We start from the raw sequence: 24,486 nt of genomic DNA on the forward strand, positions 1-24,486 counted from the left end.
TGGCCGTCACTCATGTGGCGGCCTTTTTTTTCGATAGGAGGAATAAACGATGATAGCTAAACAAGAACTCCGTAAAGAGGTTCATGCGAACATTCGCGCGCTCGCCGATCGTGGCGCTCGCGACGAAACGATCATCCATACCGTACTGTCGCTCCCAATTTGGCAACAAGCGCATACAGTCGCACTCACATTGTCGCTCGACCTTGAAGTGAGTACACGCCCGCTCATCGAGGCGGCTTTAGAAGCAGGAAAATCGGTGCTCGTGCCGAAAGTAACGAAACAAGGGCTTACATTCCACCAAATCAAGACGTTCAGTGACCTTGAGCCGGGGGTGATGGGCATACTTGAGCCGATGACCATGGAATCGGACCTCGGCATCGACGTATGCATTGTCCCGGGACGTGTCTTTAACCGGTCCGGGTATCGGATCGGCTGGGGCGGGGGCTATTATGATCGCTTTTTAGCAACGTATGAAGGTGTCACCATCTCGCTGGCCTATGACGTCCAACTGCTCGATGACATTCCGGTCGAACCACACGACATTCCTGTCGAATTTATCGTAACGGAAAGGGAAACGATTCTATGCTCGCCATCTTTCTCGTAACTTGCTTGGTCGCTTTTGCCGGCTATCGTCTGCGCTCATTGACCATTTCCGGTGCCATCTTGACGGTCGTGACGGGAACGGTGATCGGATACGGCTTTGGTTGGTTCGGGCTCTATTTGCTCGGTGTCTTCTTTTCGACGTCATCGCTCGCCTCGAAATACCGTTCTCGTGACAAAGAACCCGTCGATGAGATCGTTGAGAAATCGGGACCTCGTGACTTCGTCCAAGTGCTCGCAAACGGTGGCGTCGGGATGGCGACGGCGCTCGGTATGATTCTCGCGCCGAACGATGCCTGGTTGTTCGCCTACATCGCTTCGATTGCGGCGGCGACGAGCGACACGTGGGGCTCCGAGTTCGGAGTGCTTGCCAAACAAAAACCGCGATCCATTTTGACGTTCCGCGAAGTGGAACCGGGGACGAGCGGCGGGGTGTCACCGTTCGGGACGTTCATGTCGGTCGCGGGGGCAACGGTTATTATAATCGCCTCACTGCCGTTTATCGATATCAGCTTGGCGTTCGCGGGATTGTTGATTGCACTCGGTCTCGCCGGGAGCGTCGTCGACACACTTCTCGGAGCAACGGTCCAACGCAAGTTTCGGTGTTGCGTATGCGGCAAGTTGACCGAGAAGCGCGCCCATCATGACGAGCCGACGACCTACGTTTCAGGCTGGCGCTTTCTCGGCAACGATGCCGTCAACTTTCTGGCGATCGCCTCAGCGGCGGCGATTAGTTTCCTCCTGTTGCAATGAGGGTAGTACAGTCAGTGAAGATGTTTCAAATGAATGTGAATTTTGTCACAATATTGCCAAAGTGAAAACGTTTTCCGTTGTAGTGAGTATTTGTGAACAATGTTACAATCTTTATGTAACAGACAAAACAAAAACATGAAACAGATTGTTCGAAGGGTGGAGAATCAATATGGAAACATTAAATCATGCTAAAGTAACACGCGTCGCGCTCGTCGGTGCCGGAGCGGTCGGTGCCAGCTTTGCATACCAATTGACGACAGCTAGCCTCTGTGAGGAACTTGTTATCATCGATATCAACAAATCAAAAGCTGAAGGGGAAGCGATGGACTTGAATCACGGTGTCTCGTTCGCCTCTTCACCGATGCGCGTCTGGGCAGGGGACTACACAGACTGTGGTGCAGCAGATATCGTCGTCATCACTGCCGGTGCTCCGCAAAAACCGGGTGAAACGCGTCTTGACCTCGTCGAGAAGAACGCTAAAATCATGAAATCGATGATTGGGGACATCATGGCGTCTGGTTTTGACGGCATCATCATCATCGCATCGAACCCGGTCGACATCATGACCCATTTGGCATGGAAATACTCGGGTCTTCCGAAACACCGTGTTTTCGGTTCGGGGACGGTACTCGATACGTCACGTCTTCGTTACATGCTCGGAGATTACTTCAACGTCGATCCACGTAACTGCCACGCCTACATCATGGGCGAGCACGGCGACACAGAGTTCGCGGCATGGAGCAACGCCCGTATTTACGGAAAATCGGTCGAACAGCTGCTTGAAGAAAATGACGAGTACACGTGGGAAGACCTCGAAGATATTTACGTCAACGTCCGTGACGCGGCCTACCATATCATCGAACGCAAAGGGGCGACGTACTACGCCATCGGTCTCGGCCTGCTCCGTCTCGTCAAAGCGGTGCTTCGCAACGAGAACACTTTGTTGACGGTCGGTGCGCATCTTGATGGTGAATACGGCCTGAACGATATCCACATCGGCGTACCGGCGATCATCAACCGCCAAGGGGTTCGTCAAGTCGTGGAAATCGAATTGTCGGAAGAAGAAAAACGAAAGATGCATCATTCGGCAGAAGTGTTGTTGAAAACGATGGAACCTGTCTTATAAGAACGAAACTTTTGTTCGTCCATGACCGTAGCCGGCTCACGCCGCTACGGTTTTTTTGTCGTCAGCTCTTCTTGACACGTCGCACAGAGGCTTCTTTTTGTCGTCAGCCATTATTTCCTCTAAAATAAAAGTAAACAAGGAGGTGACCATCAATGACAGAGCCAGCTTGCTTTTGGGAAGACGTATATCGCGCGGTCGAATCGGGAGGGCGCATCGAGGGCATCTTAGAACCGTCACGCGCGCTCTTGTTGTTCGATACGAAAGCCGGTGACGTCTATCACCTCTATATACGAACGGATAAAGCCTGGGCGAACCATGTCGCCATGGATATCGAGGCGGTCATGAATTCATTTCGGTTGGCCCGCATCGGTCGTGAAAAGCTAAACGTCCACATTTACGGCGACCCGCTCGTCGATGAAGAGCGGCTGTCGTCGCTCACGTTCCCGATTGCGGCGAAAGTGAAGCTCGGTATGAGACCGTGTGGACAAACAGAAGAATCGTACCGCCCACGCGCCGTCGCGCTCGACCAAGAACGGAAGAACGAATTGAAGCAACGGTTCTCGTTTGGGAAACCCCAACTCGTCTATGGCCTCATGTTCGTGACGTTCCTCGTCATGTGGTTCGCCGAATCGATCGGTTCGACGCTCGATCCGAACACGCTCATTCGCTTCGGGGCGAAAGTGAATCCACTCATCGATGAAGGAGAATGGTGGCGTCTTATCACACCGATGTTCCTTCATATCGGTTGGTTCCATTTCGCGATCAACATGTTCGCGCTCTGGTCACTCGGCCCACTCGTGGAACGGATGTATGGATCGACGCGTTTTGCCATCATTTATCTATTGGCTGGTGTCATCGCCACGGTCGCTTCGTATGCGTTCAGCGAAGCTATCTCGGCCGGAGCATCGGGGGCATTGTTCGGTCTTGTCGGTGCGCTTCTCTATTTCGGCCTTCGTGACCGTTCCTTATTTATGAAGACGCTCGGTCCTCCGCTGTTTCTTATGTTAGGATTAAACGTAGGACTCGCTTTTGTCCTTGGCGCTAGTTTAGACCATTCCGCACACGCGGGTGGACTCGTCGGGGGCTTTCTGATGGCGGGAGTGGTCGGGTTACCGGATGAACACGTGAAGAAGCGTCGCCTGCTATTTGCGGGGCTCGTGCTCGTGGCGTCCGGCGCATTATTTTGGCTCGGCTACAATCGATGACAAAGGAGCAACACTATGATTGAAACGTTGAAGCAACTGGTTGAAATTCCAAGTCCGTCCGGGATGACGGACGAGGCGATCGGATTCGTCGAACAAGAACTGACGTCGCTCGGGATCCCTACGAAACGCTTGAAGAAAGGGGCGCTTCTAGCGACGTTTGAGGGGAAGTCGTCTGACGCGCGTCTGTTAACGGCTCACGTCGACACGCTCGGGGCGATGGTGAAAGAGATTTTGCCGAGCGGACGCTTGCGATTAACGCAAGTCGGAGGCTACGCCTGGACCGCGATCGAAGGAGAGAATTGTTTGGTCCATGCCGAGGTCGGGGAACCGATTGAAGGGACGATTTTAATCCATCAATCGAGCGTCCACGTATATAAAGACACGAACAGCGCCGAACGGGCGGCATCAAACATCGAGGTACGACTGGATGCTGACGTGCACTCGGCTGAAGACGTGCGTGCCCTTGGCATCGAGGTCGGAGACTTTGTCTCGTTCGATCCACGCTTTCGCCAGACGGGCGCGGGCTATATCAAATCACGCCACCTCGACGACAAAGCTTCGGTCGCCATTTTGCTCGACTTGGCGAAAGACCTCGTCGGCGCCGATTTGCCACATCCGGTTCATTACTTGATCTCCAACTATGAAGAGGTCGGTTTCGGCGGCAACGCCGGAATCCCGGAGGCGGTGACCGAATATATCGCCGTCGACATGGGGGCGCTCGGGGACGGCCAACATTCGGACGAGTACACGGTATCGATTTGTGCCAAAGACTCGTCTGGCCCATACGACCTCGGACTACGCCGTCAGTTTACTGCGTTGTGCCGGGAACATGGTATCGCTCATAAGGTCGACATTTATCCGTATTATGGATCCGACGCCTCGGCAGCAGTCGGAGCCGGCTACGACGTGCGCCACGCGCTCATCGGGCCAGGTATCGAGTCGAGCCATAGTTATGAACGGACACATATTAAATCGCTGGTAGCGACCCGAGAACTGCTTTATCGTTACGTGCTCACGGTGATGGAGGATGAACGATGAAAAACTTTTATGACGTTCAGCAATTTTTGAAGTCATTTGGTACGATTATTTATATTGGGGAACGTGATGCCGAAATCGGGCTCATGATGATGGAACTCGATGAGTTGCATGCAGGCGGAATGATTGAACAACGGGAATATGATACGGCCAAAATCATTTTGACACATGAATTGAAAAATTCAAGAGATTGACAGAAAAACCCTTAGTGCAAAGGGTTGCACTAAGGGTTTAATAGTGTAAACTATGGGATGGAAGCGATTTAATCGAGACGAGGAGTGGATTGAATGAAGTGGTTATTAGGGATTGACATCGGTGGAACAACGGTAAAAATGGCCGTCCTCGATATGAACGGGATCATTTCTGATAAGTGGGAGATTACGACGGACATCCGTGAGAATGGGGTACATATTCCTACCGATATCGCGGCTTCATTTGACGCTTACTTAGAAAAATCGGGTAAAGCGAAAGAAGAGTTTGCTGGTGCCGGTATTGGCGCGCCGGGTTTCATCAACTTTTCAGAAGGTGTCGTCGAATACTCGCCGAACATTGGTTGGAAAAACTTCGCACTTGTCAGTGAGTTCGAAAAAGCCGTCGGGTTGCCAGCCGTTTTAGAAAATGACGCGAACGCTGCCGCACTCGGTGAAATGTGGAAAGGTGCCGGTGAAGGGGCTTCAGAACTCCTCGCCATCACGCTCGGAACGGGTGTCGGCGGAGGTGTCATTACGAACGGGAACATTGTCCACGGGGTAGCTGGGATGGCTGGAGAAATTGGTCATATCACTGTTGAGCGTGACGAGTCGAAAGCCGTCATGTGCGGTTGCGGGCGTAAAGGTTGTATCGAGACAATCGCCTCGGCGACCGGAGTGGCCCGCCTTGCTCTTCAAAAACGCAAAAATCGAACAACAACGTTGAACGACTTGAAAGAAGTGACGGCACGCGATGTGTTTGAAGCGTTTAAGGCGAAAGATGTGGTTGCGACAGAGGTCGTGAACGAAATGACTGAATATCTTGGATTGACGATTTCGAATATCGCCAACACATTGAATCCAAAGATGATTGTCATCGGAGGCGGCGTCTCGAAAGCGCGTGAAGCTCTCCTAGAGCCGCTCGACGAACAGTTCAAACGGTTCGCTCTCGAACGGGTCTACGCGTCAACCACGTTCAAAATCGCTGAACTCGAGAACGATGCAGGTGTCATCGGATGTGCTTGGCTCGCTCGCAAACATTTCTTGCCGACACGTTTATAAGGATTGTCTACGCACGCCTGTGTTTTGATACAGGCGTGCTTTTTCTTTGGAACGGGTATGGAATAATGTAAAGTTTGTAATGACAGAGTTGATTTTTTGTTAAAAAAGGGGTAAGATTTGGACTTGATACTGACCTATAATCTTACGTGAAATGTATAACAAGCTTATTGAATTAATAAATAATATGGCGGACGCAGTGTGTAAAATATTGTGTCCCATGAATAGAGGAGGAGACCGTCAGATGAAGTCTTTACAGGGCTTTTCGAAGCTTACTAACCGACTGAATGACACGGTCCGCGCTTCGTTTCAAGAATATCGGTTATTTTGGATTTTTACGTTATTACTCTGGACGAAGACGTACGTAGTTTACCAATTTTTCTTTAACATCCCGATTGAAAACACGGCTCAGGCCTTCATTTTGCTGATTAGCCCGATCAGCTCGACCTTATTCCTATTTGCTTTCAGTTTCTTCTTCAAAGGAAATAAGCAGAAATGGGTCTTGTACATGCTTTATGCCGCGGCGTCATTCATCTTGTTCGCAGATGCCGTCTATTACCGAGAGTTTACCGACTATTTGACGATGCCGGTCATTTTGCAGCCGTCGAACATGGAGACATTATCGACGTCGTTCACGTCGCTGTTGGAATGGAAAGATGTGATTATTCTTGGAGATGTTCTCGTCTTGCCATTCATCTTATGGCGGATCAACGCGACAGCAACGGCAGCTTCACATCGCAGAGCGCTCGTGACGTTCGTGACGGCGGTCGTCGTCTTCTTGTTCAACTTGTCGCTCGCCGAAACGGAACGTCCTGAACTGTTGACGCGGTCGTTCGACCGGGAGCTGTTGGTCAAGAATATCGGAACGTTCAACTTTCACGTCTATGACGCGATGCTTCAAACGAAGACATCGGCTCAGAAGGCGATGGCAGATGAATCAGAACTGTCTAAGATTGAACAGTACACCCGCCAACACTACGCGGCACCGCATCCGGATTATTTCGGAAAATATAAAGGTAAAAATGTCATCGTTGTCTCGTTCGAGTCAGCCCAAAATTTCACTCATAACATGAAAGCCTCAAACGGCGAGTACATTACGCCGAACTTAAACAAATTAATCGAAGGATCACATTACTGGCCGAACTATTACCATACGGTCGGACAAGGGAAGACGTCCGATGCCGAGTTCGCACTTGATCACTCGCTCTATGGGCTTCCGCGCGGCGCCGTTTACTTCACGAACGCCGACAACGAGTTCCAAGCGCTTCCTGAATTGATTAAGGAAGACAATTATTATTCGGCCGTATTTCATGCCAATAATAAATCGTTCTGGAACCGAGATTTGATGTATCAAAACATTGGTGTCGATCAATTCTTCGACGAGAAGAGCTATGATCTCGGGAACCCTGAGAACATGACGGAGTGGGGGTTGCTCGACGATAGCTTCTTCGAACAGTCGATTCCGATGCTTGAGGAATTACCAGAACCGTTCTATGCAAAGTTCATCACGCTGACGAATCACTTCCCGTATACGATGCCGAGTGAAGAGTATGAGCTCGTACCGAAGTTCGAGACGAGTTCGACGACGCTTAACAATTTCCCTCAGGCGCTTGCTTATCAAGACTACGCGCTCGGGTTGTTCATCGATGAGTTAAAGGCGAACGGCATGTGGGACGACACAATCTTCGTCGTCTACGGTGACCATTACGGCATCTCGACGAACCATAACGACGCCATGGCCGAACTTCTTGGAAAAGACGAATTGACGCCATTTGACGTGGCTAAACTTCAGCAAGTCCCATTCGCGGTCCACTTGCCAGGACAAGTCAAGGGCGAAGTGCACGAGACGATCGGCAGTCACGTTGACATGAAACCGACGATTCTTCACTTGCTTGGAATCGACACGTCGGACACGATCGGATTCGGTAGTGACTTGTTATCTGAAGATCGTACAAGTCGTGCCATCTTCCGTGACGGCACTGTCATCACTGACGAGTATGTCTGGACGCAGTCGACTTGCTATGAGGCCTCGAGTGGTGAAGTCGTGGAGGACGTCTCACTCTGTGGACCGGATAGTGAAGAAGCAGAGAAGATTCTCCAAATGAATGATGACTTGATTTACTCGGATTTGCTTCGTTTTAAAGAACAGTCCGACGAGTAAGCAACAGCGCCGCCCTGCTCAGCTGGGACGGCGCTGTTTGTTATACCAAAAAAGACGACCGAGGTCGTCTTCAGGCTGGGATTCATTAGCTCGGTATTCCGCCGTAAATCAAAGTCGCGACACCGAAGAATCCAAATACAAGGACAGTAATAGCGGCGAAAGCAAGTGGGAAGAATTGGCGTTTCTTAAACGAACGAGCCATTCCCCAAATTGCAACGAGTGCTACGATGAGCGACATCCAACCAAATGGTTCATACAAATGCATGACGAGTTCCCCCTTTATTGTACGTCATGAAATTCATAAAAATTTCACTGAAATATCATTATTATTTTATCCGATAATACAGACGGTGTCGAGCAAAGAAAGCCTCGGCTACAATTTTGCCACAATATCGATTAGAATGATGAAGGAGGTGTTTCATATGAACATAGTAAGAATTACGTCGGGTCTAGCCCAAGAGAACGGTTATGTGCTTGAAAAAGAAGGGACCGTCATCATTGTTGACCCAGGGACGGACGACCCGAAATTTTTTGAAGCGGTCGAACGTTTCGGCGGCTTGAGCGCCATTTTATTGACGCATGCTCATTTTGACCATATTGGGGGAATTGATGCCCTGCGTGACCGTTACAATGTTCCTGTTTACGTTCATGAAGCGGAACGGACATGGCTGATGGACGGTGAGAAAAACGGGGCGTCGAAGTTTCATCTGCCACATCCAGCAATGCGGCCGGCTGAACGGGTCTATCAAGGCAAAACGCTTCAAATTGGCACGTTCACCATTGAGCTTCATCACACACCAGGCCATTCACCGGGCAGTGTGACGCTTTATTTTCCAATCGAGCGCATCGCATTCTGTGGAGACTTGATTTTTAAACAGTCGGTAGGACGAACTGATTTATACGGTGGTGACCAAGCAACTTTGCTCGGGTCAATTGACCGTATGCGCCAACTATTGCCAGGCGAGACAATCCTCTATTCGGGCCATGGGCCAAAGACGACACTCGAGGCTGAGATACGGACGAATCCGTTTTTTAGCAGATAAGCAAAAAAAGATTGTCTCACGAGGAGACAATCTTTTTTACATTTGGAAGTTACTCCAATACGTGAAGACGACGAAAAAGACAGTCAAGTAAGCGCCGAACACGTATACATACGTTTTTTCAGTAAGTTTTAAGTAGCCGAGTGCAACGAAGAAAATAGTTTGAGCTAAAAAGACAAGACCCATTACGACGAAGTCACCACTATGTTCGCTACTGCTTTGATCTCCACCGAGTGCGCCTACGAAAGCAAGCGCCGCGATCAACCCAGTCCAAAAGCCTAGGACACGGAACATTCTCGCCATGTTAATCCCCCCATACGTGCATTATTCCATTCTCATTCACTATTTTACCAACACATTCAGAAAAATGCTATGAAAACGTGTGAATTGAGCAAAATAATCGTGAAAAATATGTGAAATAATCGGGTTGGACAAAGTTGTACAAAAAAATAAAAAAACTTGTACAAACTATGTACAACACATCGACGAAGTTGTATAATCAACTTACACACATTGAACGATTTGATTTTCAATCTTAAAAGGAGGTATTAACATGGCTAATGAACTGATGTTTTATACGTACCCGAGTTGTACATCATGTCGTAAAACGAAAGCGTTTTTACAAGAGCAACATCTCGAGGTGAGCGAGCGTCATATCTTCCGCAATGCCCCTAGCGTAGACGAATTAAAGACTCTCTTGGCGCTCAGTGAAAATGGGGTTGATTCGCTTCTCGCCACAAGAAGCCAAGCCTTCAAACAGTTAGACATTGACGTGGATGACTTAAAGCTGAGTGAATTGCTCAAATTGATGAGCGACAATCCCAAACTATTGAAACGCCCGATTTTGACGGACGGCAACGAAGTCATTGTTGGCTACGATAAAGCGACAATCGAAGCGTATGCCCGCAGGTACGAATCAACAACTTCAAACGTTTCATGAGACAAGTCCACTTTTCAATGAGTGGGCTTTTTTTTATGCTTTCAATTGAGGTGGTGAAAGTGAAACGAATGATTGAGCATGTCGTGGGAAAGGCAAAAGATTTGAACGCAAGCGATGTTCACTTTATGCCTGTTGAAGACGAGGTGATGATTCAGGTTCGTCATGGTATGCGCCTGCGGCAACTTGAATCGATGTCACGGTTTGACTATGAACGGTTGACGCTACATATGAGATATTGGTGCTCGTTGACGGAGACGGATCATCGTGTGCCCCAGTCCGGCATGTATATCAGCGCCAATGATGCGATTCGGGTTACGTTTTTACCGTCTTTCGACCATACGCTCATGTCATGGCGTCTCCCGAATGCCTCGTTACAATTATCCGAACTGCTGAATGACGTGGATGTCGGTCACTTTTTAAACATAACCGAGCTTCGGCAAGGGCTGGTATTACTCGGGGGAGCGACAGGGGCGGGCAAGACGACGGTCCTCTATGCTTTTTTGCAGACTTTGACGGGACGCCGTATCGTCACGATTGAGAACCCGCCGGAGAAACAAGTGCCAGGAGTGATTCAACTTGAAGTCAACTTGAAAGCGGGTCTTGACCATCGTAGTTTGTTAAAAGAGATCCTGCGGGCTGACCCCGACGTTATCGTCATCGGAGAAATCCGGACAAGTGAGGAATTACGTGTAGCCCATGACGCGGCACTAAGCGGACACTTGACGATTGCGACGTTCCATACGGCAAATGTTGAGGATGGCGAACACAGGATCGAACAACTTGTCGGTAAGATGGAAATTCCTCGCTATTGGTGCATCCTGCACCGGGAAGAGGAGGTGACATGTTCATGGTCCGAAATCAGATGAATCAAGACTTGTTCACAATTCAGCGTTTTCTGAGACTACAAAAACGCGGGGTCGGATTGAAGAAAACGTTTGAAACACTTGAACTTCACGAAAGAGGTAAGGCTAAACAAGTGGTGCGTGACATGCGGCTTAAACTTGAACAAGGTGGTTCGCTCGCGGAAGTGTTCTCGGTACTCGTCATCGACCCAAGAATGCGCGAAATGCTCGTCACGGCTGAACGTGGCCATCACTTTATGGAAGGTCTCGAGCAAGTTCTCGTTTTGTCGACGATGCGTCGCAATCTACAGCAAGAGCTTAAGCAATTGACACGTTACCCACTCGTGATTTTAACGATGCTCCTTGGGCTCGGGGCAATCTATGCACTCTATATTTTTCCGAAACTGCTGTCGATGGTGGACATTGAGGCGCTAGACGGATTGAATGCGATTCTGTTGTCCCGGTGGTTCTTTCCAGGTTTCTTTGTCGGTTTACTCGTGACAGCAGCCGGCTTCTATTGGAATGGGAAGCGAGGCCGACTCGTTCCGTTGCGCTTCATTGAACGTGGTAGACGGTTATACGTCACGTATTTGTTTGTCAGCGAGCTCTCACTTTTGAATGAAGGGCAAGGTTCAATCCGCCAGATTATTGAACGACTGTCTCTAGGTGATGGAGAGGTTGCGGCCATTGCGAAACGAATGCATGAGCGTATGTCGGAGGGGCTCGAACTCGAAGAGGCGGCCCGAAAAGAGCGATTGCTCGAGCATGAAGTCGTCAGTCTGTTTGGTGTCGGTACAGTGAGTGGCGAACTCGGATCGATCATGGTGCTCCATCGAGATCTCGTGTTTGAGGAGATGGAGTTGTACTGGAAGCAATTGATCACGAAGATGGAACCGGCACTATACGGTTTTTTGACAATGATGGTCACGATGATTTTCTACACGATTTATTTACCTGTCAAGTTGATTATGGCCCAACTATAACAAGGAGGAAATGAACATGACACGATTTGAATCTGAACAAGGGTTTACCCTTGTCGAAATGGCAGCCGTTCTACTCATTATCTCGATATTGCTACTACTACTCGTCCCATCGATGTCAGACGGGAAATCAAGGGCAGATAGTGTCAGTTGTGAGGGTAGTGTCCGCATTGTCGAGGCAGAGATTAACTTATACTATGCAGAACATAAGGCTTATCCCGAGACGTTGGCAGTAATCGAGCGTGCTGACACCGAAACGCCGCTCGAGTACAGCTGTCAGTCGCTGACTTACACTTATGCCCCGACGACCGGTACGCTAATCAAACAATGAAACAAGAAGGACATACATTGGTCGAGATGGCGTCTGTGCTCGTTATGTTGTCGTTCCTACTCCTCATGACTACCCCGGTTGTTCGATCAATGGATCGATTGGCCCTGTTTGATTTCACCGAGGCACTTATCGACGATATAGCCGAGTCTGGACAACATCCATACGTCGCCGCCGATGAAGCTTGTGTGCCGCGTCTACGGTGGTATGTAAAAGAGCGTCGCTATCAGATTGTTTGTGGTACGACGCAAATCGCATCACGCGTTGTTCCGGAAGGGGTAGAAATGATTCTCCCTTCGACGAATGAGATTATTTTCTCGCGTACTGCAGCGACGTATGCAGGGCAGTGGAAGTTTTATACGGGATCGACGGTAGTGACGTTGAAGTTTAGGATGGGGACGTATGAGCCGGAGGTACTTCGCATTGAAGAACAATGAACAAGGGATCACGTTTTGGGAAATTTGTTTGAGCTTGGCACTTCTCCTAACATGGGTAGGGGTCATCGCACCTTTTGTCGAAGCTACGACGGAACAAATCGACCGTCTTGAAACGACTGTTCGGCGATACGAGCGCTTGCAAGGGGAGGTGTTGCGCGATGCTGCTGAACCGAGCGGACGTTCAGAAGTATGCGACGAGGAACTTTGTCTACCGACGCTTTGAGCGGGGATTCACGTTACTTGAAGTGAGTTTTACGTTACTTCTAATCCCGTTGTTCATCGGGTTGACGGTTCACTTGTTAGCGCTTGGCCAACAATTTTACGAACAACCAAACGATTCGATGTCGCCGACACCTCAACTGATCGTCCGAAAGCTATTCGATAGCCGGGATTGCAATGTCGAATCTGGGCGTCTCATCGGTACATATGTACGGCCGGACGATACGACATGGGCTTGGAAGCTTAAGCAGATTAATCAAAACTTGGTGATGGTCGGAGACAATGGAGGGAATTTGTTATTCTTAAGAGGAATCGAAACATATCGAGTCGAACAGGTAGGGGAAGGTTTTCGGATTCAATGGACCGATACGACAGGTCCCCGCGAGAAGAATGTGATGTGCATGCGCGCGGATACTTTGTGATGTCAACGCTACTTGTGTTGACGTGGTTACTCGGCGGTGCGATGTTTTGGTATACTAGTCAGGAACGCATTTCTGAGCGGCTAACGCTCGACATTTTGGCAATTCGCTTCGAGTCACACATCATGGTCGCCAAAAATTCCTGTGGCCTGACCGCGGTCACAATATCGAAACCGACTGGAACAATCGGCTGTCGGCCCCAAGGAAACGGTACAATCGAGGTCGACATTCGTCTTACTACTGGAGAACGACATAAAGAGGTGATTTATTTCGATGATTAAACCGTTTTACATCATCGGGTTTATGGGTACAGGTAAATCTAGCTTAAAACGATATCTTGAAATATCGGATCACGCCATCGATTTAGATGAAATGTTCGAAGCTCATGTAAAGATGGATATCTCGACGTATTTTGAGCATTACGGGGAAGATGCATTCCGTCTGCAAGAAAGTAAACTCTTGCAACAAGCAAACGCCGCGTATATCGTGACAGGCGGGGGAATCGTCGAACGGGACGACAATTTTGATTTGATGCGAGAGCGTGGCGTCATCATCGCGCTCGACTTACCGTATGAGATGTGTTGGGATCGAATCAAAGACTCGGACCGGCCTCTCGTCCGCCGCGGAAAAACAACTGTCGAAGCGTTATACGCGCGTCGCCGGCCGCTATACGCGCGTGCCGACTACGTGCTTGACGCCTCACTCAGCACCGAAGTGATTGCACAAACTTTATATCAAATAAGGGAGGAAGATACATGATTTGGATCAATCTAGGCATCATCGTACTCGCATTAGTGGGTCTCGGCTTGTATGGGTTCTTACTATACCGGAACCATATGAAAACGGATATCCGTCGCGTCACCCGGTTGACGGAACGCTTTAAGATTCGTGCGAATGTCATTCAGGGTCTCGTTAATGAAATCAAGCAACACGTGGATACGGTCAATTCGTCTGTGAAACAGATGAAGTCGTACTCCGTTAAAGTGAAAGACGAGGCGATGGAGTTGAAGCAGGCGACCGTCGGCTTGACGAAAGAAATTAAACGGACCGCTGGAATCGAACGCCAAGACGTTTCCACTGAGACCAAAATATGAAATAATGGGGATGAAAACGTTTTCGTTTTTCATCCTCTTTATTTTTGTCCAATTTAGCTGGGCAACGCCGTGAAAAATTGATAGAGTAGAATGGAAAACGAAATATTTCGTGAAATACATTACTTACGTTCGGGATTGGGGGATAATATGGAGAAAGTATCGTTAAAACGTACGCCTTTATATGATTTAATTTCCGTAAAGGCGAAGATGGTGGATTTTGCGGGGTTTGAGATGCCAATCATGTTCTCGTCGATTAAAGAAGAGCATCAAGCTGTTCGCAACCATGTTGGCATGTTCGACGTGTCGCATATGGGAGAGATTCGCATCGAAGGGCCGGATGCGCTCGAGAACGTGCAACGTCTCGTCACGAATGACGTCACGAAATTACAAATCGGCCAGGCACAATATAATTTGTTCTGTCTGCCGAACGGTGGTGTCGTCGACGATTTACTCGTCTATCGACTCGATGAAGACGCATTTTGGCTCGTCGTCAACGCTTCGAATATCGAGAAAGACGTGGCGCACGTCCGTGATTATGTCACAGGTGACGTCACGGTGACGGATGAGTCGGATGCCTATGGTCAAATCGCCATCCAAGGACCGATGGCTGAACAAGTGCTCAGCCGTTTGACGGATTTGCCGTTAACCGACATCAAGTTTTTCCGATTCATGACCGGCGACGTGGCGGGCGTGTCGACCATCGTCTCACGCAGTGGCTATACGGGGGAAGACGGGTTTGAACTTTATGCCCGGGCCGAAGACGTAGCCGCGATCTGGTCGGCGTTAGAAGCCGAAGGCGTCACGCCATGCGGGCTCGGGGCCCGCGATACGCTCCGTTTCGAGGCATGCTTGCCATTATACGGGCACGAGCTCGATGAGACGGTCACGCCGTTCGAGGCGAACTTGAACTTTGCCGTCAAACTCGACACTGATTTCATCGGCAAGGATGCCCTCGTGAAGCAAAAAGAAGACATCCCGCGTCGTTTAATCGGTTTGCGCTTGCTCGGGCGCGGCATCGCCCGTCAAGGGGCGACGGTCGAAGTCGACGGGGAAACGGTCGGTGTTGTCACGACCGGTACGATGCCACCGACGGTTAACGAATCAATCGCCTGGGCGCGCGTCGACCGCCGTTTCGCGGAAGCGACACACTTTATCGTTGAAGTTCGGGGTAAAAAAATAGAAGCCGAACGTGTGCCGACACCGTTTTACAAACGTAAATGATACAGGGGGATTCAGAATGAACAGAATGGAGTTTCGTTATTTACCGATGACAGAGCAAGATGAGCGTGACATGTTGCAGACGATCGGCGTCGAGTCGATTGAGAACTTACTCGAGGATATTCCGGCATCGCTTCGGGAGACGGCTTCATTGGCGGCCATCGGTGCCCCGCTCCCGGAAGTCGACCTCGTTCGTCACATGACGAAGCTTGCCGAGAAAAATGTGCATACGAAATCGACGCCAAGTTTTCTCGGAGCGGGTATGTACGATCATCTTTCACCGAGCGTCATGAACCATATGCTTCTTCGTTCTGAGTTTTATACCGCCTACACGCCGTACCAACCGGAAATCTCGCAAGGTGAACTTCAAGCGATGTTCGAGTTCCAAACGATGATTTGTGAGTTGACGGGCATGGACGTGGCCAACTCGTCGATGTACGACGGGATCACCGCACTTGCCGAAGCGACGTATCTTGCGAGTGCCCATACGAAGAAAAAACGGATTGTCGTCTCGGGCGCGGTCCATCCGGAAGCGAAAGATGTCATCCGCACGTACGCTGGTGGGCCTGGGCTCACGGTCGAATATACGGACGTGAACGCTGGAGTGACTGACATGTCTGACATCGACTTGACGGACGCATCGTGTCTTGTCGTCCAATATCCGAACTTTTATGGCCGCGTCGAAGATTTGACGGCCCTCGCAAAAGCGGCGCACGACGCCGGTGCCTTGTTCGTCGTCTCGAGCAACCCGCTCGCACTCGGGATTTTAGAGTCGCCGGGTGCACTCGGCGCCGACATCACGGTCGGTGACGCCCAACCGTTCGGGATTCCGCAAAGCTTCGGCGGTCCGTCATGCGGGTACTTTGCCGTCAAGAAAGCGCTCATGCGCAAACTGCCGGGTCGCCTCGTCGGACAGACGGTCGATGAGGACGGGAAGCGCGGTTTCGTCTTGACGCTCCAAGCCCGGGAACAGCACATCCGTCGTGATAAGGCGACGTCGAACATCTGCTCGAACCAGGCGCTCAATGCGCTCGCTGCATCGATCACAATGTCGGCCCTCGGGAAGTACGGGATTCGTGACATGGCCGTGCGTAACATTCAAACGGCCCATTACATGAAGGAAGCGCTCAAGAAGGCTGGTTATACGGTGGTCGGTGAAGGTCCGATGTTCAACGAGTTCGTTGTCGACTTCGGAATTGATGCGGAGCAAGTATCCCGTCATCTGCTTGACCATGGCATCATCGGCGGTTTGCTGCTCGGGACATATGAAACGGACCGCCAGACGCAAATGTTGCTTTGTGCGACGGAGCTTCGGACGAAAGAAGAAATCGATCAATTTGTTGAAGTGGTAGGGGGGATGAAGTGATGCAACACGAACAAACGTTAATTTTCGAAGTGTCACGTGCTGGACGGACCGGTTACAACTTGCCGACGCCGACCGTGCCGGAAGTTGATTTGGAGACGCTCTTGCCGGCGACGATGATCCGTCAGGAAGCGGCCGAACTGCCAGAAGTGTCGGAGCTTGATGTCGTACGTCATTACACGTCTCTCTCGACCCGCAACCACGGCGTTGACTCAGGTTTTTATCCGCTCGGTTCGTGCACGATGAAATATAACCCGAAAGTGAATGAAGACATGGCCCGACTCCCTGGTTTTGCCCATATTCACCCGCTGCAGCCGGTCGAGTCGATTCAAGGGGCGCTCGAGCTTATGGTCGACCTGCAAGAACAACTTGCTGAGATCACCGGCATGGATGAAGTGACACTTCAACCGGCAGCAGGGGCCCATGGGGAATGGACCGGTCTCATGCTCATCAAGACGTTCCACCATCACAACGGTGATATGGAACGGACGAAAGTACTCGTGCCTGATTCGGCACACGGGACGAACCCCGCCTCGGCCGTCGTCGCTGGTTTCGAGACGGTGACCGTCAAGTCGGATGAGCGCGGGCTCGTCGACTTGGAAGATTTGAAGTCAAAAGTCGGGGCCGATACGGCGGCGCTCATGCTGACGAACCCGAACACGCTCGGTTTGTTCGAGGCTGATATTTTAGAGATCGCCAAAGTCGTCCACAAGGCCGGCGGCAAACTCTATTATGACGGTGCCAACTCGAATGCGATTTTAGGGATCGCCCGTCCTGGGGATATGGGCTTTGACGTCGTACACTTGAACTTGCATAAAACGTTCACAGGGCCGCACGGTGGTGGCGGTCCGGGTTCTGGGCCGGTCGGAGTGAAGCGCGACTTGATCCCGTATTTGCCGACGCCGATCGCGCGCCGTGCCGAATCGGGCTTCACGCTCGACTATGACCGTCCGCAGTCGATCGGCCGCATCAAACCGTTCTACGGCAACTTCGGGATTAACGTCCGGGCTTATAGCTACATCAAGACGATGGGTGCGGAAGGGTTGACGCGCGTCTCACGTGAAGCGGTGTTGAACGCCAACTATATGTTCGCGCGTTTGAAAGACGCCTTTGACGTCCCGTATGACACGTTCTGCAAGCATGAGTTCGTCTTGTCTGGAAAACGCCAGAAAGCACTTGGCGTGCGGACGCTCGATATCGCCAAACGCTTGCTCGATTTCGGTTACCACCCACCGACAATCTACTTCCCGCTCAACGTCGAGGAGTGCATCATGGTCGAACCGACGGAAACGGAGTCGAAAGAGACGCTCGATGCATTTTGCGACGCGATGCTCCAAATCGTCAAAGAGGCAGAAGAGAATCCGGAAATCGTGCAGACGGCCCCGCATACGACGGTCGTCAAACGGTTGGACGAGACGCTTGCGGCTCGGAAACCGGTGCTCAAATACGAACGACGCCAACCGTCGTCCATCAATTGAATCCGACCGCTCACCTTCTGTGGGCGGTTTTTTTGCGTAAAAAAACGTCCATCTCCGCTAAAAGGAGAGGACGCAGTGAACAGGTCAGTCTTTTTTGATTTTCCCTTTCCAGTTTTTGAAACCGCCATCGAGCATGTAAATGTCGGTATAACCATTTTTCATAAGCAGCTTGGCCGCCTGGTTCGTACGTGACTTGCCTTGGCAATACATGAGGATCGGCTGATCTTTGCGAAGTTCTTTCATGCGCAGTTTCATTTGTCCGACCGGGATGTTACGGGCGCCGACGATGTGGCCTCCCTTATACTCGTTCGGTTCACGGACGTCGATCAATTGTCCTTTACGGAGCGACGCACGAAACTCTTCTTGTTTCATTTTCTTCAAACCGCGTGCCGGTAAAAAACGCCAGACGATGTATGCGATGAGCGCAGCCCATAGGATGATGACGAGGATCGTTTCGATTCCCATTGATGATCTCCCTTTCTCTATTAAGTTTCACCAACATCCATTATAAAGAATTTAAGGTCATGAGACAATGATTGACTGATGGATTTACCCGTTCTGCTTTCGGTTTCCAAGTGGTTGCGTTAAAATAGAGGTTGCAGAACGGAACATAAGGGGAGGCTACGCCCATGCCGACACCGAGTATGGAAGATTACTTAGAACGAATTTATTTGCTGATGGTCGAGAAAGGATACGCTCGCGTGTCCGATATCGCCGAATATTTAGGGGTGCATCCCTCCTCTGTCACGAAAATGGTGCAAAAGCTTGACCGCGAAGACTATTTGATTTACGAGAAATATAGAGGACTGATGTTGACGAAAAAAGGTCAAAAAATCGGAAAACGACTCGTCGAGCGTCATGCGATGCTCGAATCATTTTTGCGTTTGATTGGTGTCGACGAGGCACATGTCTACGAAGACGTCGAAGGCATCGAGCACCATTTGAGCTCGAATACGCTCGACTGCATGACTCAATTCGTCGAATTTTTTGAAGACAAACCTGAACTAATGGCCCAGTTTCGTGCGTTTCAAGAGGTGAACCGTACTGAAGACGAGTGAATGTAAACGACCGCGACCGATGAATCGAATCGGAAGCGGTCTTTTTTTAAATGTAACTGAAAACCGAACAATGACTTAAGATTTATAAAGTAAAGTCTATTTTTGAGATTATTTTATGATAGAATGGGTGCTGTTAAGAAAGATAAGGGGGTGACGGCGAACAATCGCCGATATTATGGATATTCAAATCAAAGGGAAACTGTTTGACGAAGCGCAAATCAAACAACGTGTGGCGGAACTCGCTGAACAAATCGAACGCGATGCGGCCGGGACGCCGATCGTCCTCGTGGCAGTCTTGAAAGGGTCGCTCGTCTTCGCAGCTGATTTGATGAGACAGATGACGGGCAGTGTCCAACTCGACACGGTGGCGACGTCGTCGTACGGGAAAAAATCGGTCTCGAGCGGGAACGTCCAACTCCGGAAAGATTTAGACCTCGATGTTGAAGGAAAGTATGTCGTCATCATCGAAGACATCATTGATACGGGGCAGACGCTCAAATTCTTGTGTCAGCATATGACGTTACATCAACCCGGACAACTGAAGATTTGTACACTGCTCGACAAGCCGGCCCGCCGACTCGTCACGCTCGACGCTGATTACGTCGGCTTCGAGATACCGGATGAATTCGTCATCGGCTACGGTATCGACTACGCCGAGCAGTATCGCAATCTGCCGTATATCGGTTTCGTCGAGACGAATTGATTTTCGAATCACGACAAAAAACGAACCGGATCGCCCGTAGCGACCTGGTTCGTTTTCACATATTTGCTTTCTTTTTCTTCTTGCCTTTTTTCCCTTCGATGACGGTGAGGTGAGGCGCGTCGCTTCGATGCGTCGAACGTACCGGACGTTTCGAGAGTCTCGTCACGTTCGAGCCAGGTTTCGCTTTCTTTTTCGTCGTAGCGGACGGCTTCACTTTAGGGTTCGCACCGGGACGTCGCATCCGTTTTTTGGAAGCTTGGGCCGTCTTCCGGTACCGCATATCCTCGGCCGAGATTTTGGGCGCCATGAACACACGGTAAATCACATAGAAGATTAACCCGAAAATACCGATGAAGAGCAACTGTCTGAATAATCGACCGGGATCGGTCGCGAGCATATGTCCAACTCCGATGAAGCCTAAGATGAACACGATCGTGGCAGCGGTCGTACCGATTCTTTGTCTGATCATGGTGCTTTCCTCCTCTTTATCCCTCTCTTTGCGCGACCGGTTGACCTAGTTCTGAACGTTCCCATGTTTTAAAAGCCTCGATGGCGACGCGGATTTGCTCATCGTTTGGTTCACGCGTCGTCAACAGCTGTAATGATAGTCCCGGCTTGCCGAGGACGGACAGGAAGCGATGCTCACGAAAACGGTTAGTGAATTGAAGCACCTCGAACGAGATGCCGATGACCACAGGTAACAAGGCGATGCGGCTGACGAGTCGAACCCAGAGCGGATCGATTGGGACGACCATATAAACGCCGATGCCGACGAAAACGGTGAATAGGATGAAGCTTGACCCACAACGATAGTGGAGGCGTGAGCTTGAACGGACGTTATCGACGGTGATCGGTCGTCCGGACTCATAACAGTTGATGACCTTGTGTTCTGCGCCGTGATATTGAAACACGCGGCGAATGAGTGGTGTCAAGGAAATCAAATAAAGGTAACTGAGCAGCAATACTAATTTTATTCCCCCTTCGAGGAGGTTTTGAATCACGTGACCGGACAATGCGGGCACGTTTTGGAACATGGCGGCGAGCAGGGCCGGCGTGACGTTGAAAATGAGCTTGCCGAACACGTATGAGATGACCCCGACGATGGCGATCATGACGACCATCAAGATGTTCTGTTTCTTCTCATCCGGTTTCGTCGCCTCGTCCTCGCTCGGGTCGACGTCATAACGGTCACTAGCGAAGTTCATGTGGGCGGAACCGTTTTTGAGCGATTCGTATAAGGCGACCACGCCGCGCAGGAACGGGACTTTCTTTAACGATTGGACCCACGGGACGAGGATGCGGGGTTGCTCGAACGTCTCGATAGATCCGTCCTTCCGGCGGATTGCCGAGGCACTCTCGGCGCGTCCTTGAAACATGACGCCTTCCACAAGCGCTTGGCCTCCCACAGGGATCGGTGGTTTAGTTTTCATGGCATTTCCTCGATTCCTACAGTTATATAGTTGAATTATAACGTGATTCACCTAAAAAACGAAACCACATGAACGTCAATTGTCGCTACAACCATTAAATTTGTTACAATAGAGGCGACTTGATGAACAGGGGGGAGACTTGTGCATATACTCGTCTTGAATGGACCGAATTTGAATCTACTCGGGAGACGTGAACCGGACGTATACGGTGACGTCTCGTTGAAGGGACTGACGGCGGAGCTGTTGCTCGCTGCGCCAGATGACGTCGAGTTGACGTTCGTCCAATCCAACCATGAAGGCGAGCTGATCGATGCGCTGCACGAAGCGTATGATTACGCGGGGGTCATCTTCAACGCCGGGGCGTATACGCATACGTCAATCGCGCTCCGAGATGCCATCGCCGCCATCAACGCCCCGGTCGTCGAAGTACATATCTCGAACGTGCATGCACGGGAGTCGTTTCGTCACGAATCGAAACTTGCCGCCGTCTGTCTCGGCGTCATCAGCGGCTTCGGCTTGACGAGTTACACGCTCGCGTTGCAGGCATTGCTCGTACATTGGAGGAATCGACATGATTGAACGGGTCAACAAACTGCAAGCTCAGCTAGAAGCGAACGGAATTGACGGATTGCTCGTGACGAAACGGGAGAACATCCGCTACTTGTCGGGATTCACCGGGTCGAGTGGCGTCCTCGTCATCACAGCAAAGTCGGCGAGCTTCATCACCGACTTCCGGTACACGGAACAGGCCGCGAGCCAAGTGAAAGGTTTTGACATCATCGAACACAAGACGTCGCTAATCAAGTCGGTCGCAGAAGTCGTGACGGAGCAAGCGGTCGCGCGCCTCGGCATCGAGCAAGATGACATGACGGTCGGTCAATTCCGGACGTATGAAAAAGACGTCAACGCCGAGCTCGTCGAGACGTCAGGTATCGTCGAAAAGCTACGCTTGATTAAGGATGAGTCAGAGATTAAGATTATGAAGGAAGCTGCGGCGATTGCGGACGCGGCGTTCACCCATATCCAGTCGTTTATCCGTCCAGGTCGGACCGAAAAAGAAGTCGCCAACGAACTCGAGATGTTCATGCGGGCTCAAGGTGCTGACTCGTCATCGTTTGATATGATCGTTGCATCGGGCCATCGTTCGGCATTGCCGCACGGTGTGGCCAGCGACAAGGTCATCGAGACAGGCGAACTTGTGACACTCGATTTTGGTGCTTACTATCAAGGATACTGCTCGGACATCACGCGCACGCTCGCCGTTGGAGAGATATCAGACGAGTTGCGCAACATTTATGAGACGGTGCTCCGCGCTCAACTAGCGGGCGTCGAAGGCACAAAAGCCGGGATGACGGGAATCGAGGCGGACGCGTTGACGCGTGACGTGATCAAAGAAGCCGGCTACGGTGAATACTTCGGACATTCGACAGGTCACGGTCTCGGCATGGAAGTGCATGAGGCGCCAGGGTTGTCATTCCGTTCGGAGACGGTCCTCGAGCCGGGGATGGTCGTCACGGTCGAACCGGGGATCTACATCGCCGGAATCGGCGGATGCCGCATCGAGGACGACATCGTCATCACCGAGACTGGAAACTTCCGTCTCACGCAGTCGCCAAAAGAGTTAATTACGATTGAGGCTTGAGTCTCAGCTCATCTTAGGAGGAAATCAACATGGTATCAGTTAACGATTTAAAAACAGGTTTAACGGTCAAAACATCGGACGGTTCGATTTGGCAAGTCATCGAGTTCCAACACGTCAAACCTGGTAAAGGCGCGGCCTTCGTCCGTACGAAAATGCGTAACTTGCGCACAGGTGCGATTCAAGAGACGACGTTCCGTGGCGGCGAGCGCATCGAGCGCGCGCACATCGAGCGGAAACGCATGCAGTACCTCTATCCGATGGGCGACACATATGTGTTCATGGACACAGAGTCGTATGAGCAGCTCGAACTCACGGGCGAGCAAGTGAAAGCGGCGCTTCCATACATGCTCGAGAACATGGAAGTGAGCATCGCTGATTACGATGGCGAGATTCTCGGGATCGAGCTCCCGACGACGGTCGTCTTGACGATTGTCGAAGCCGATCCAGGCGTCAAAGGCGACACGGCGTCGAACGTGAAGAAAAACGCGACGGTCGAGACAGGCCATGTCATTCAAGTGCCGCTCTTCATCGAGCCAGGCGAAAAAGTAACGGTCGACACGCGCACAGGCGAGTTCACAGGCCGCTATAACGGGTAAACCACAGGTGTCCATTCTTCGGAATGGGCCCTTTTTTTGTCATTGCATTCACTGGTCTGACCAGTTATAGTAGAGTAGAGATTAGTACCAGGTATAAACAGGGGGTTATTTCATGCAAATCGAACATATTAAAGAGCTGATCACATTGCTCGATCAGACGTCCGTCCACGAGATGGAGCTCGAGACGTCCGAGTTTAAACTATCCTTGAAAAAAGAAGCGGCCCCACAACTTGTCGCTCAGCATACACCGGTCATTCAAACGGCCCCGATCGCAGCACCTAAACCTGTCGGTGAAACAGAACAAGAGGCGGCTCTAACACCAATGCCGACCAACTTGCGGACGATCACGTCGCCGATGGTCGGGACGTTCTATTCACGTCCGGCACCAGACAAGGACGCTTACGTCCAAGTCGGCGACCGTGTCGAGGCCGGTCAAATCGTCTGTATTTTAGAAGCGATGAAGCTGTTCAATGACGTCGAAACGGAAATCAGCGGAGAAATCGTCGAGATTCTCGTCGCTGACGGTGATTTAGTCGAATACGGTCAAGCGCTCTTCAGCGTGAAGTGAGGTG

Annotated in this window: 33 protein-coding genes; 28 read left to right on the plus strand and 5 right to left on the minus strand. The window is 50.7% G+C overall.

All coding sequences use genetic code 11. The features are described 5' to 3' along the window. Nucleotides 1–49: 49 nt before the first annotated feature. The 8 genes from DPV68_RS06435 (at nt 50) to DPV68_RS06470 (ending at nt 8,127) form a co-directional block, all read left to right on the plus strand. Nucleotides 50–604 carry a 5-formyltetrahydrofolate cyclo-ligase gene (locus DPV68_RS06435; RefSeq protein WP_114165965.1) on the plus strand — a complete coding sequence of 185 codons (555 nt, stop codon included), beginning with the start codon at nt 50–52 and terminating at the stop codon, nt 602–604. After that, nucleotides 583–1,353, plus strand: a complete 771-nt coding sequence (locus DPV68_RS06440; protein WP_114165966.1) for a DUF92 domain-containing protein — start codon at nt 583–585, stop codon at nt 1,351–1,353. The genes DPV68_RS06435 and DPV68_RS06440 overlap by 22 nt, the downstream gene beginning before the upstream one ends. Nucleotides 1,354–1,522: 169 nt before the next feature. Next, complete coding sequence (locus DPV68_RS06445; RefSeq protein WP_114165967.1) at nt 1,523–2,479, plus strand: L-lactate dehydrogenase; 957 nt, start codon at nt 1,523–1,525, stop codon at nt 2,477–2,479. Between the two features lie 152 nt (nt 2,480–2,631). Then, entirely contained in the window at nt 2,632–3,684 is a 1,053-nt protein-coding gene (locus DPV68_RS06450) for a rhomboid family intramembrane serine protease (RefSeq protein WP_114165968.1), read from the plus strand. Nucleotides 3,685–3,699: 15 nt separating this feature from the next. Further along, a complete protein-coding gene (locus DPV68_RS06455) occupies nt 3,700–4,722 on the plus strand; it encodes a M42 family metallopeptidase (protein WP_114165969.1) in 1,023 nt (340 codons plus the stop codon). Continuing rightward, entirely contained in the window at nt 4,719–4,913 is a 195-nt protein-coding gene (locus DPV68_RS06460) for a YqgQ family protein (RefSeq protein ID WP_021065735.1), read from the plus strand. Before DPV68_RS06455 ends, DPV68_RS06460 begins: the two co-directional genes overlap by 4 nt. Nucleotides 4,914–5,006: 93 nt before the next feature. Beyond that, nucleotides 5,007–5,969, plus strand: a complete 963-nt coding sequence (locus DPV68_RS06465) for an ROK family glucokinase (protein ID WP_114165970.1) — start codon at nt 5,007–5,009, stop codon at nt 5,967–5,969. Between the two features lie 241 nt (nt 5,970–6,210). Next, nucleotides 6,211–8,127, plus strand: a complete 1,917-nt coding sequence (locus DPV68_RS06470) for an LTA synthase family protein (protein ID WP_114165971.1) — start codon at nt 6,211–6,213, stop codon at nt 8,125–8,127. Nucleotides 8,128–8,212: 85 nt separating this feature from the next. Here the strand turns inward: DPV68_RS06470 and DPV68_RS06475 are convergent, their stop codons facing one another. Next, nucleotides 8,213–8,392, minus strand: a complete 180-nt coding sequence (locus DPV68_RS06475) for a DUF2759 domain-containing protein (protein ID WP_114165972.1) — start codon at nt 8,390–8,392, stop codon at nt 8,213–8,215. A gap of 157 nt (nt 8,393–8,549) precedes the next feature. Here DPV68_RS06475 and DPV68_RS06480 point away from each other — a divergent pair, with 157 nt between their 5' ends. Then, nucleotides 8,550–9,170, plus strand: coding sequence for an MBL fold metallo-hydrolase (locus DPV68_RS06480; protein WP_114165973.1), 621 nt, complete (start codon nt 8,550–8,552; stop codon nt 9,168–9,170). A 36-nt stretch (nt 9,171–9,206) separates the two neighbouring features. Here the strand turns inward: DPV68_RS06480 and DPV68_RS06485 are convergent, their stop codons facing one another. Further along, on the minus strand, nt 9,207–9,470 hold the full coding sequence (locus tag DPV68_RS06485; protein ID WP_021067727.1) for a DUF2626 domain-containing protein: 264 nt from the start codon (nt 9,468–9,470) through the stop codon (nt 9,207–9,209). Between the two features lie 250 nt (nt 9,471–9,720). Here DPV68_RS06485 and DPV68_RS06490 point away from each other — a divergent pair, with 250 nt between their 5' ends. From DPV68_RS06490 to gcvPB, 13 genes are all read left to right on the plus strand, one after another. After that, complete coding sequence (locus DPV68_RS06490; RefSeq protein ID WP_114165974.1) at nt 9,721–10,107, plus strand: Spx/MgsR family RNA polymerase-binding regulatory protein; 387 nt, start codon at nt 9,721–9,723, stop codon at nt 10,105–10,107. A gap of 68 nt (nt 10,108–10,175) precedes the next feature. Beyond that, entirely contained in the window at nt 10,176–10,973 is a 798-nt protein-coding gene (locus DPV68_RS06495) for an ATPase, T2SS/T4P/T4SS family (RefSeq protein ID WP_232819543.1), read from the plus strand. Next, on the plus strand, nt 10,955–11,932 hold the full coding sequence (locus tag DPV68_RS06500; RefSeq protein ID WP_114165976.1) for a type II secretion system F family protein: 978 nt from the start codon (nt 10,955–10,957) through the stop codon (nt 11,930–11,932). Before DPV68_RS06495 ends, DPV68_RS06500 begins: the two co-directional genes overlap by 19 nt. A gap of 16 nt (nt 11,933–11,948) precedes the next feature. Further along, nucleotides 11,949–12,260 carry a competence type IV pilus major pilin ComGC gene (locus tag DPV68_RS06505; RefSeq protein ID WP_232819529.1) on the plus strand — a complete coding sequence of 104 codons (312 nt, stop codon included), beginning with the start codon at nt 11,949–11,951 and terminating at the stop codon, nt 12,258–12,260. Between the two features lie 89 nt (nt 12,261–12,349). Further along, nucleotides 12,350–12,694, plus strand: a complete 345-nt coding sequence (locus DPV68_RS06510) for a prepilin-type cleavage/methylation domain-containing protein (RefSeq protein WP_232819530.1) — start codon at nt 12,350–12,352, stop codon at nt 12,692–12,694. 34 nt (nt 12,695–12,728) lie between these two features. Further along, nucleotides 12,729–12,917 carry a hypothetical protein gene (locus tag DPV68_RS06515; RefSeq protein ID WP_232819531.1) on the plus strand — a complete coding sequence of 63 codons (189 nt, stop codon included), beginning with the start codon at nt 12,729–12,731 and terminating at the stop codon, nt 12,915–12,917. Next, a complete protein-coding gene (locus tag DPV68_RS06520; RefSeq protein ID WP_157964148.1) occupies nt 12,853–13,335 on the plus strand; it encodes a prepilin-type N-terminal cleavage/methylation domain-containing protein in 483 nt (160 codons plus the stop codon). The genes DPV68_RS06515 and DPV68_RS06520 overlap by 65 nt, the downstream gene beginning before the upstream one ends. Continuing rightward, on the plus strand, nt 13,335–13,613 hold the full coding sequence (locus tag DPV68_RS06525; protein ID WP_114165981.1) for a hypothetical protein: 279 nt from the start codon (nt 13,335–13,337) through the stop codon (nt 13,611–13,613). Before DPV68_RS06520 ends, DPV68_RS06525 begins: the two co-directional genes overlap by 1 nt. Beyond that, nucleotides 13,606–14,091 carry a shikimate kinase gene (locus DPV68_RS06530; protein WP_232819532.1) on the plus strand — a complete coding sequence of 162 codons (486 nt, stop codon included), beginning with the start codon at nt 13,606–13,608 and terminating at the stop codon, nt 14,089–14,091. The genes DPV68_RS06525 and DPV68_RS06530 overlap by 8 nt, the downstream gene beginning before the upstream one ends. Beyond that, a complete protein-coding gene (locus tag DPV68_RS06535; protein ID WP_114165982.1) occupies nt 14,088–14,426 on the plus strand; it encodes a hypothetical protein in 339 nt (112 codons plus the stop codon). Before DPV68_RS06530 ends, DPV68_RS06535 begins: the two co-directional genes overlap by 4 nt. A gap of 147 nt (nt 14,427–14,573) precedes the next feature. After that, nucleotides 14,574–15,647, plus strand: a complete 1,074-nt coding sequence (gene gcvT / locus DPV68_RS06540; protein ID WP_114165983.1) for a glycine cleavage system aminomethyltransferase GcvT — start codon at nt 14,574–14,576, stop codon at nt 15,645–15,647. A 25-nt stretch (nt 15,648–15,672) separates the two neighbouring features. After that, a complete protein-coding gene (gcvPA, locus tag DPV68_RS06545; RefSeq protein ID WP_114166076.1) occupies nt 15,673–17,010 on the plus strand; it encodes an aminomethyl-transferring glycine dehydrogenase subunit GcvPA in 1,338 nt (445 codons plus the stop codon). Continuing rightward, nucleotides 17,010–18,485: an aminomethyl-transferring glycine dehydrogenase subunit GcvPB gene (gcvPB, locus tag DPV68_RS06550; RefSeq protein ID WP_114165984.1), complete on the plus strand. Its 1,476-nt coding sequence runs from the start codon at nt 17,010–17,012 to the stop codon at nt 18,483–18,485. Before gcvPA ends, gcvPB begins: the two co-directional genes overlap by 1 nt. Before the next feature lie 84 nt (nt 18,486–18,569). Here the strand turns inward: gcvPB and DPV68_RS06555 are convergent, their stop codons facing one another. Next, nucleotides 18,570–18,944 (minus strand): rhodanese-like domain-containing protein, encoded by a 375-nt coding sequence (locus DPV68_RS06555; protein ID WP_114166077.1) that lies wholly within the window; start codon nt 18,942–18,944, stop codon nt 18,570–18,572. A 170-nt stretch (nt 18,945–19,114) separates the two neighbouring features. On the opposite strand from DPV68_RS06555, the gene mntR reads away from it, so the two are divergent. Then, nucleotides 19,115–19,543: a transcriptional regulator MntR gene (gene mntR / locus DPV68_RS06560; RefSeq protein ID WP_114165985.1), complete on the plus strand. Its 429-nt coding sequence runs from the start codon at nt 19,115–19,117 to the stop codon at nt 19,541–19,543. A gap of 175 nt (nt 19,544–19,718) precedes the next feature. Then, on the plus strand, nt 19,719–20,246 hold the full coding sequence (gene hpt / locus DPV68_RS06565; protein ID WP_114165986.1) for a hypoxanthine phosphoribosyltransferase: 528 nt from the start codon (nt 19,719–19,721) through the stop codon (nt 20,244–20,246). A gap of 55 nt (nt 20,247–20,301) precedes the next feature. On the opposite strand, the gene DPV68_RS06570 is transcribed toward hpt, so the two are convergent. Both DPV68_RS06570 and DPV68_RS06575 read right to left on the minus strand, forming a co-directional pair. Continuing rightward, nucleotides 20,302–20,715: an SA1362 family protein gene (locus DPV68_RS06570; protein WP_114165987.1), complete on the minus strand. Its 414-nt coding sequence runs from the start codon at nt 20,713–20,715 to the stop codon at nt 20,302–20,304. A 16-nt stretch (nt 20,716–20,731) separates the two neighbouring features. After that, nucleotides 20,732–21,676, minus strand: a complete 945-nt coding sequence (locus DPV68_RS06575; protein WP_114165988.1) for a DUF1385 domain-containing protein — start codon at nt 21,674–21,676, stop codon at nt 20,732–20,734. Between the two features lie 141 nt (nt 21,677–21,817). On the opposite strand from DPV68_RS06575, the gene aroQ reads away from it, so the two are divergent. From aroQ to accB, 4 genes are all read left to right on the plus strand, one after another. After that, a complete protein-coding gene (gene aroQ / locus DPV68_RS06580) occupies nt 21,818–22,255 on the plus strand; it encodes a type II 3-dehydroquinate dehydratase (protein WP_114165989.1) in 438 nt (145 codons plus the stop codon). Continuing rightward, a complete protein-coding gene (locus DPV68_RS06585; RefSeq protein WP_114166078.1) occupies nt 22,251–23,318 on the plus strand; it encodes a M24 family metallopeptidase in 1,068 nt (355 codons plus the stop codon). The genes aroQ and DPV68_RS06585 overlap by 5 nt, the downstream gene beginning before the upstream one ends. A 29-nt stretch (nt 23,319–23,347) precedes the next feature. Further along, the gene (efp, locus tag DPV68_RS06590) at nt 23,348–23,914 is read left to right on the plus strand and encodes an elongation factor P (RefSeq protein ID WP_114165990.1); all 567 of its coding nucleotides are present in this window, start codon (nt 23,348–23,350) and stop codon (nt 23,912–23,914) included. Nucleotides 23,915–24,026: 112 nt separating this feature from the next. Beyond that, nucleotides 24,027–24,482, plus strand: a complete 456-nt coding sequence (accB, locus tag DPV68_RS06595; RefSeq protein WP_114165991.1) for an acetyl-CoA carboxylase biotin carboxyl carrier protein — start codon at nt 24,027–24,029, stop codon at nt 24,480–24,482. Nucleotides 24,483–24,486: the final 4 nt, after the last annotated feature.

This window comes from Exiguobacterium sp. TNDT2 (assembly GCF_003331145.1).
Lineage (GTDB): Bacteria > Bacillota > Bacilli > Exiguobacteriales > Exiguobacteriaceae > Exiguobacterium.

What these genes read in the sequence shown, in the direction of transcription:
- gcvPB (WP_114165984.1), top strand. Translation starts at nt 17,010, where the DNA reads ATGCAACACGAACAAACGTTAATTTTCGAAGTGTCACGTGCTGGACGG.
- DPV68_RS06445 (WP_114165967.1), top strand. Translation starts at nt 1,523, where the DNA reads ATGGAAACATTAAATCATGCTAAAGTAACACGCGTCGCGCTCGTCGGT.
- DPV68_RS06495 (WP_232819543.1), top strand. Translation starts at nt 10,176, where the DNA reads ATGATTGAGCATGTCGTGGGAAAGGCAAAAGATTTGAACGCAAGCGAT.
- DPV68_RS06455 (WP_114165969.1), top strand. Translation starts at nt 3,700, where the DNA reads ATGATTGAAACGTTGAAGCAACTGGTTGAAATTCCAAGTCCGTCCGGG.
- DPV68_RS06575 (WP_114165988.1), bottom strand. Translation starts at nt 21,676, where the DNA reads ATGAAAACTAAACCACCGATCCCTGTGGGAGGCCAAGCGCTTGTGGAA.
- mntR (WP_114165985.1), top strand. Translation starts at nt 19,115, where the DNA reads ATGCCGACACCGAGTATGGAAGATTACTTAGAACGAATTTATTTGCTG.
- DPV68_RS06460 (WP_021065735.1), top strand. Translation starts at nt 4,719, where the DNA reads ATGAAAAACTTTTATGACGTTCAGCAATTTTTGAAGTCATTTGGTACG.
- DPV68_RS06570 (WP_114165987.1), bottom strand. Translation starts at nt 20,715, where the DNA reads ATGATCAGACAAAGAATCGGTACGACCGCTGCCACGATCGTGTTCATC.
- DPV68_RS06505 (WP_232819529.1), top strand. Translation starts at nt 11,949, where the DNA reads ATGACACGATTTGAATCTGAACAAGGGTTTACCCTTGTCGAAATGGCA.
- DPV68_RS06530 (WP_232819532.1), top strand. Translation starts at nt 13,606, where the DNA reads ATGATTAAACCGTTTTACATCATCGGGTTTATGGGTACAGGTAAATCT.
- DPV68_RS06435 (WP_114165965.1), top strand. Translation starts at nt 50, where the DNA reads ATGATAGCTAAACAAGAACTCCGTAAAGAGGTTCATGCGAACATTCGC.
- gcvPA (WP_114166076.1), top strand. Translation starts at nt 15,673, where the DNA reads ATGGAGTTTCGTTATTTACCGATGACAGAGCAAGATGAGCGTGACATG.
- DPV68_RS06440 (WP_114165966.1), top strand. Translation starts at nt 583, where the DNA reads ATGCTCGCCATCTTTCTCGTAACTTGCTTGGTCGCTTTTGCCGGCTAT.
- DPV68_RS06475 (WP_114165972.1), bottom strand. Translation starts at nt 8,392, where the DNA reads ATGCATTTGTATGAACCATTTGGTTGGATGTCGCTCATCGTAGCACTC.
- DPV68_RS06490 (WP_114165974.1), top strand. Translation starts at nt 9,721, where the DNA reads ATGGCTAATGAACTGATGTTTTATACGTACCCGAGTTGTACATCATGT.
- gcvT (WP_114165983.1), top strand. Translation starts at nt 14,574, where the DNA reads ATGGAGAAAGTATCGTTAAAACGTACGCCTTTATATGATTTAATTTCC.
- accB (WP_114165991.1), top strand. Translation starts at nt 24,027, where the DNA reads ATGCAAATCGAACATATTAAAGAGCTGATCACATTGCTCGATCAGACG.
- DPV68_RS06535 (WP_114165982.1), top strand. Translation starts at nt 14,088, where the DNA reads ATGATTTGGATCAATCTAGGCATCATCGTACTCGCATTAGTGGGTCTC.
- DPV68_RS06510 (WP_232819530.1), top strand. Translation starts at nt 12,350, where the DNA reads ATGGATCGATTGGCCCTGTTTGATTTCACCGAGGCACTTATCGACGAT.
- DPV68_RS06480 (WP_114165973.1), top strand. Translation starts at nt 8,550, where the DNA reads ATGAACATAGTAAGAATTACGTCGGGTCTAGCCCAAGAGAACGGTTAT.
- DPV68_RS06450 (WP_114165968.1), top strand. Translation starts at nt 2,632, where the DNA reads ATGACAGAGCCAGCTTGCTTTTGGGAAGACGTATATCGCGCGGTCGAA.
- DPV68_RS06525 (WP_114165981.1), top strand. Translation starts at nt 13,335, where the DNA reads ATGTCAACGCTACTTGTGTTGACGTGGTTACTCGGCGGTGCGATGTTT.
- DPV68_RS06520 (WP_157964148.1), top strand. Translation starts at nt 12,853, where the DNA reads ATGCTGCTGAACCGAGCGGACGTTCAGAAGTATGCGACGAGGAACTTT.
- efp (WP_114165990.1), top strand. Translation starts at nt 23,348, where the DNA reads ATGGTATCAGTTAACGATTTAAAAACAGGTTTAACGGTCAAAACATCG.
- DPV68_RS06470 (WP_114165971.1), top strand. Translation starts at nt 6,211, where the DNA reads ATGAAGTCTTTACAGGGCTTTTCGAAGCTTACTAACCGACTGAATGAC.
- DPV68_RS06500 (WP_114165976.1), top strand. Translation starts at nt 10,955, where the DNA reads ATGGTCCGAAATCAGATGAATCAAGACTTGTTCACAATTCAGCGTTTT.
- DPV68_RS06485 (WP_021067727.1), bottom strand. Translation starts at nt 9,470, where the DNA reads ATGGCGAGAATGTTCCGTGTCCTAGGCTTTTGGACTGGGTTGATCGCG.
- DPV68_RS06465 (WP_114165970.1), top strand. Translation starts at nt 5,007, where the DNA reads ATGAAGTGGTTATTAGGGATTGACATCGGTGGAACAACGGTAAAAATG.
- hpt (WP_114165986.1), top strand. Translation starts at nt 19,719, where the DNA reads ATGGATATTCAAATCAAAGGGAAACTGTTTGACGAAGCGCAAATCAAA.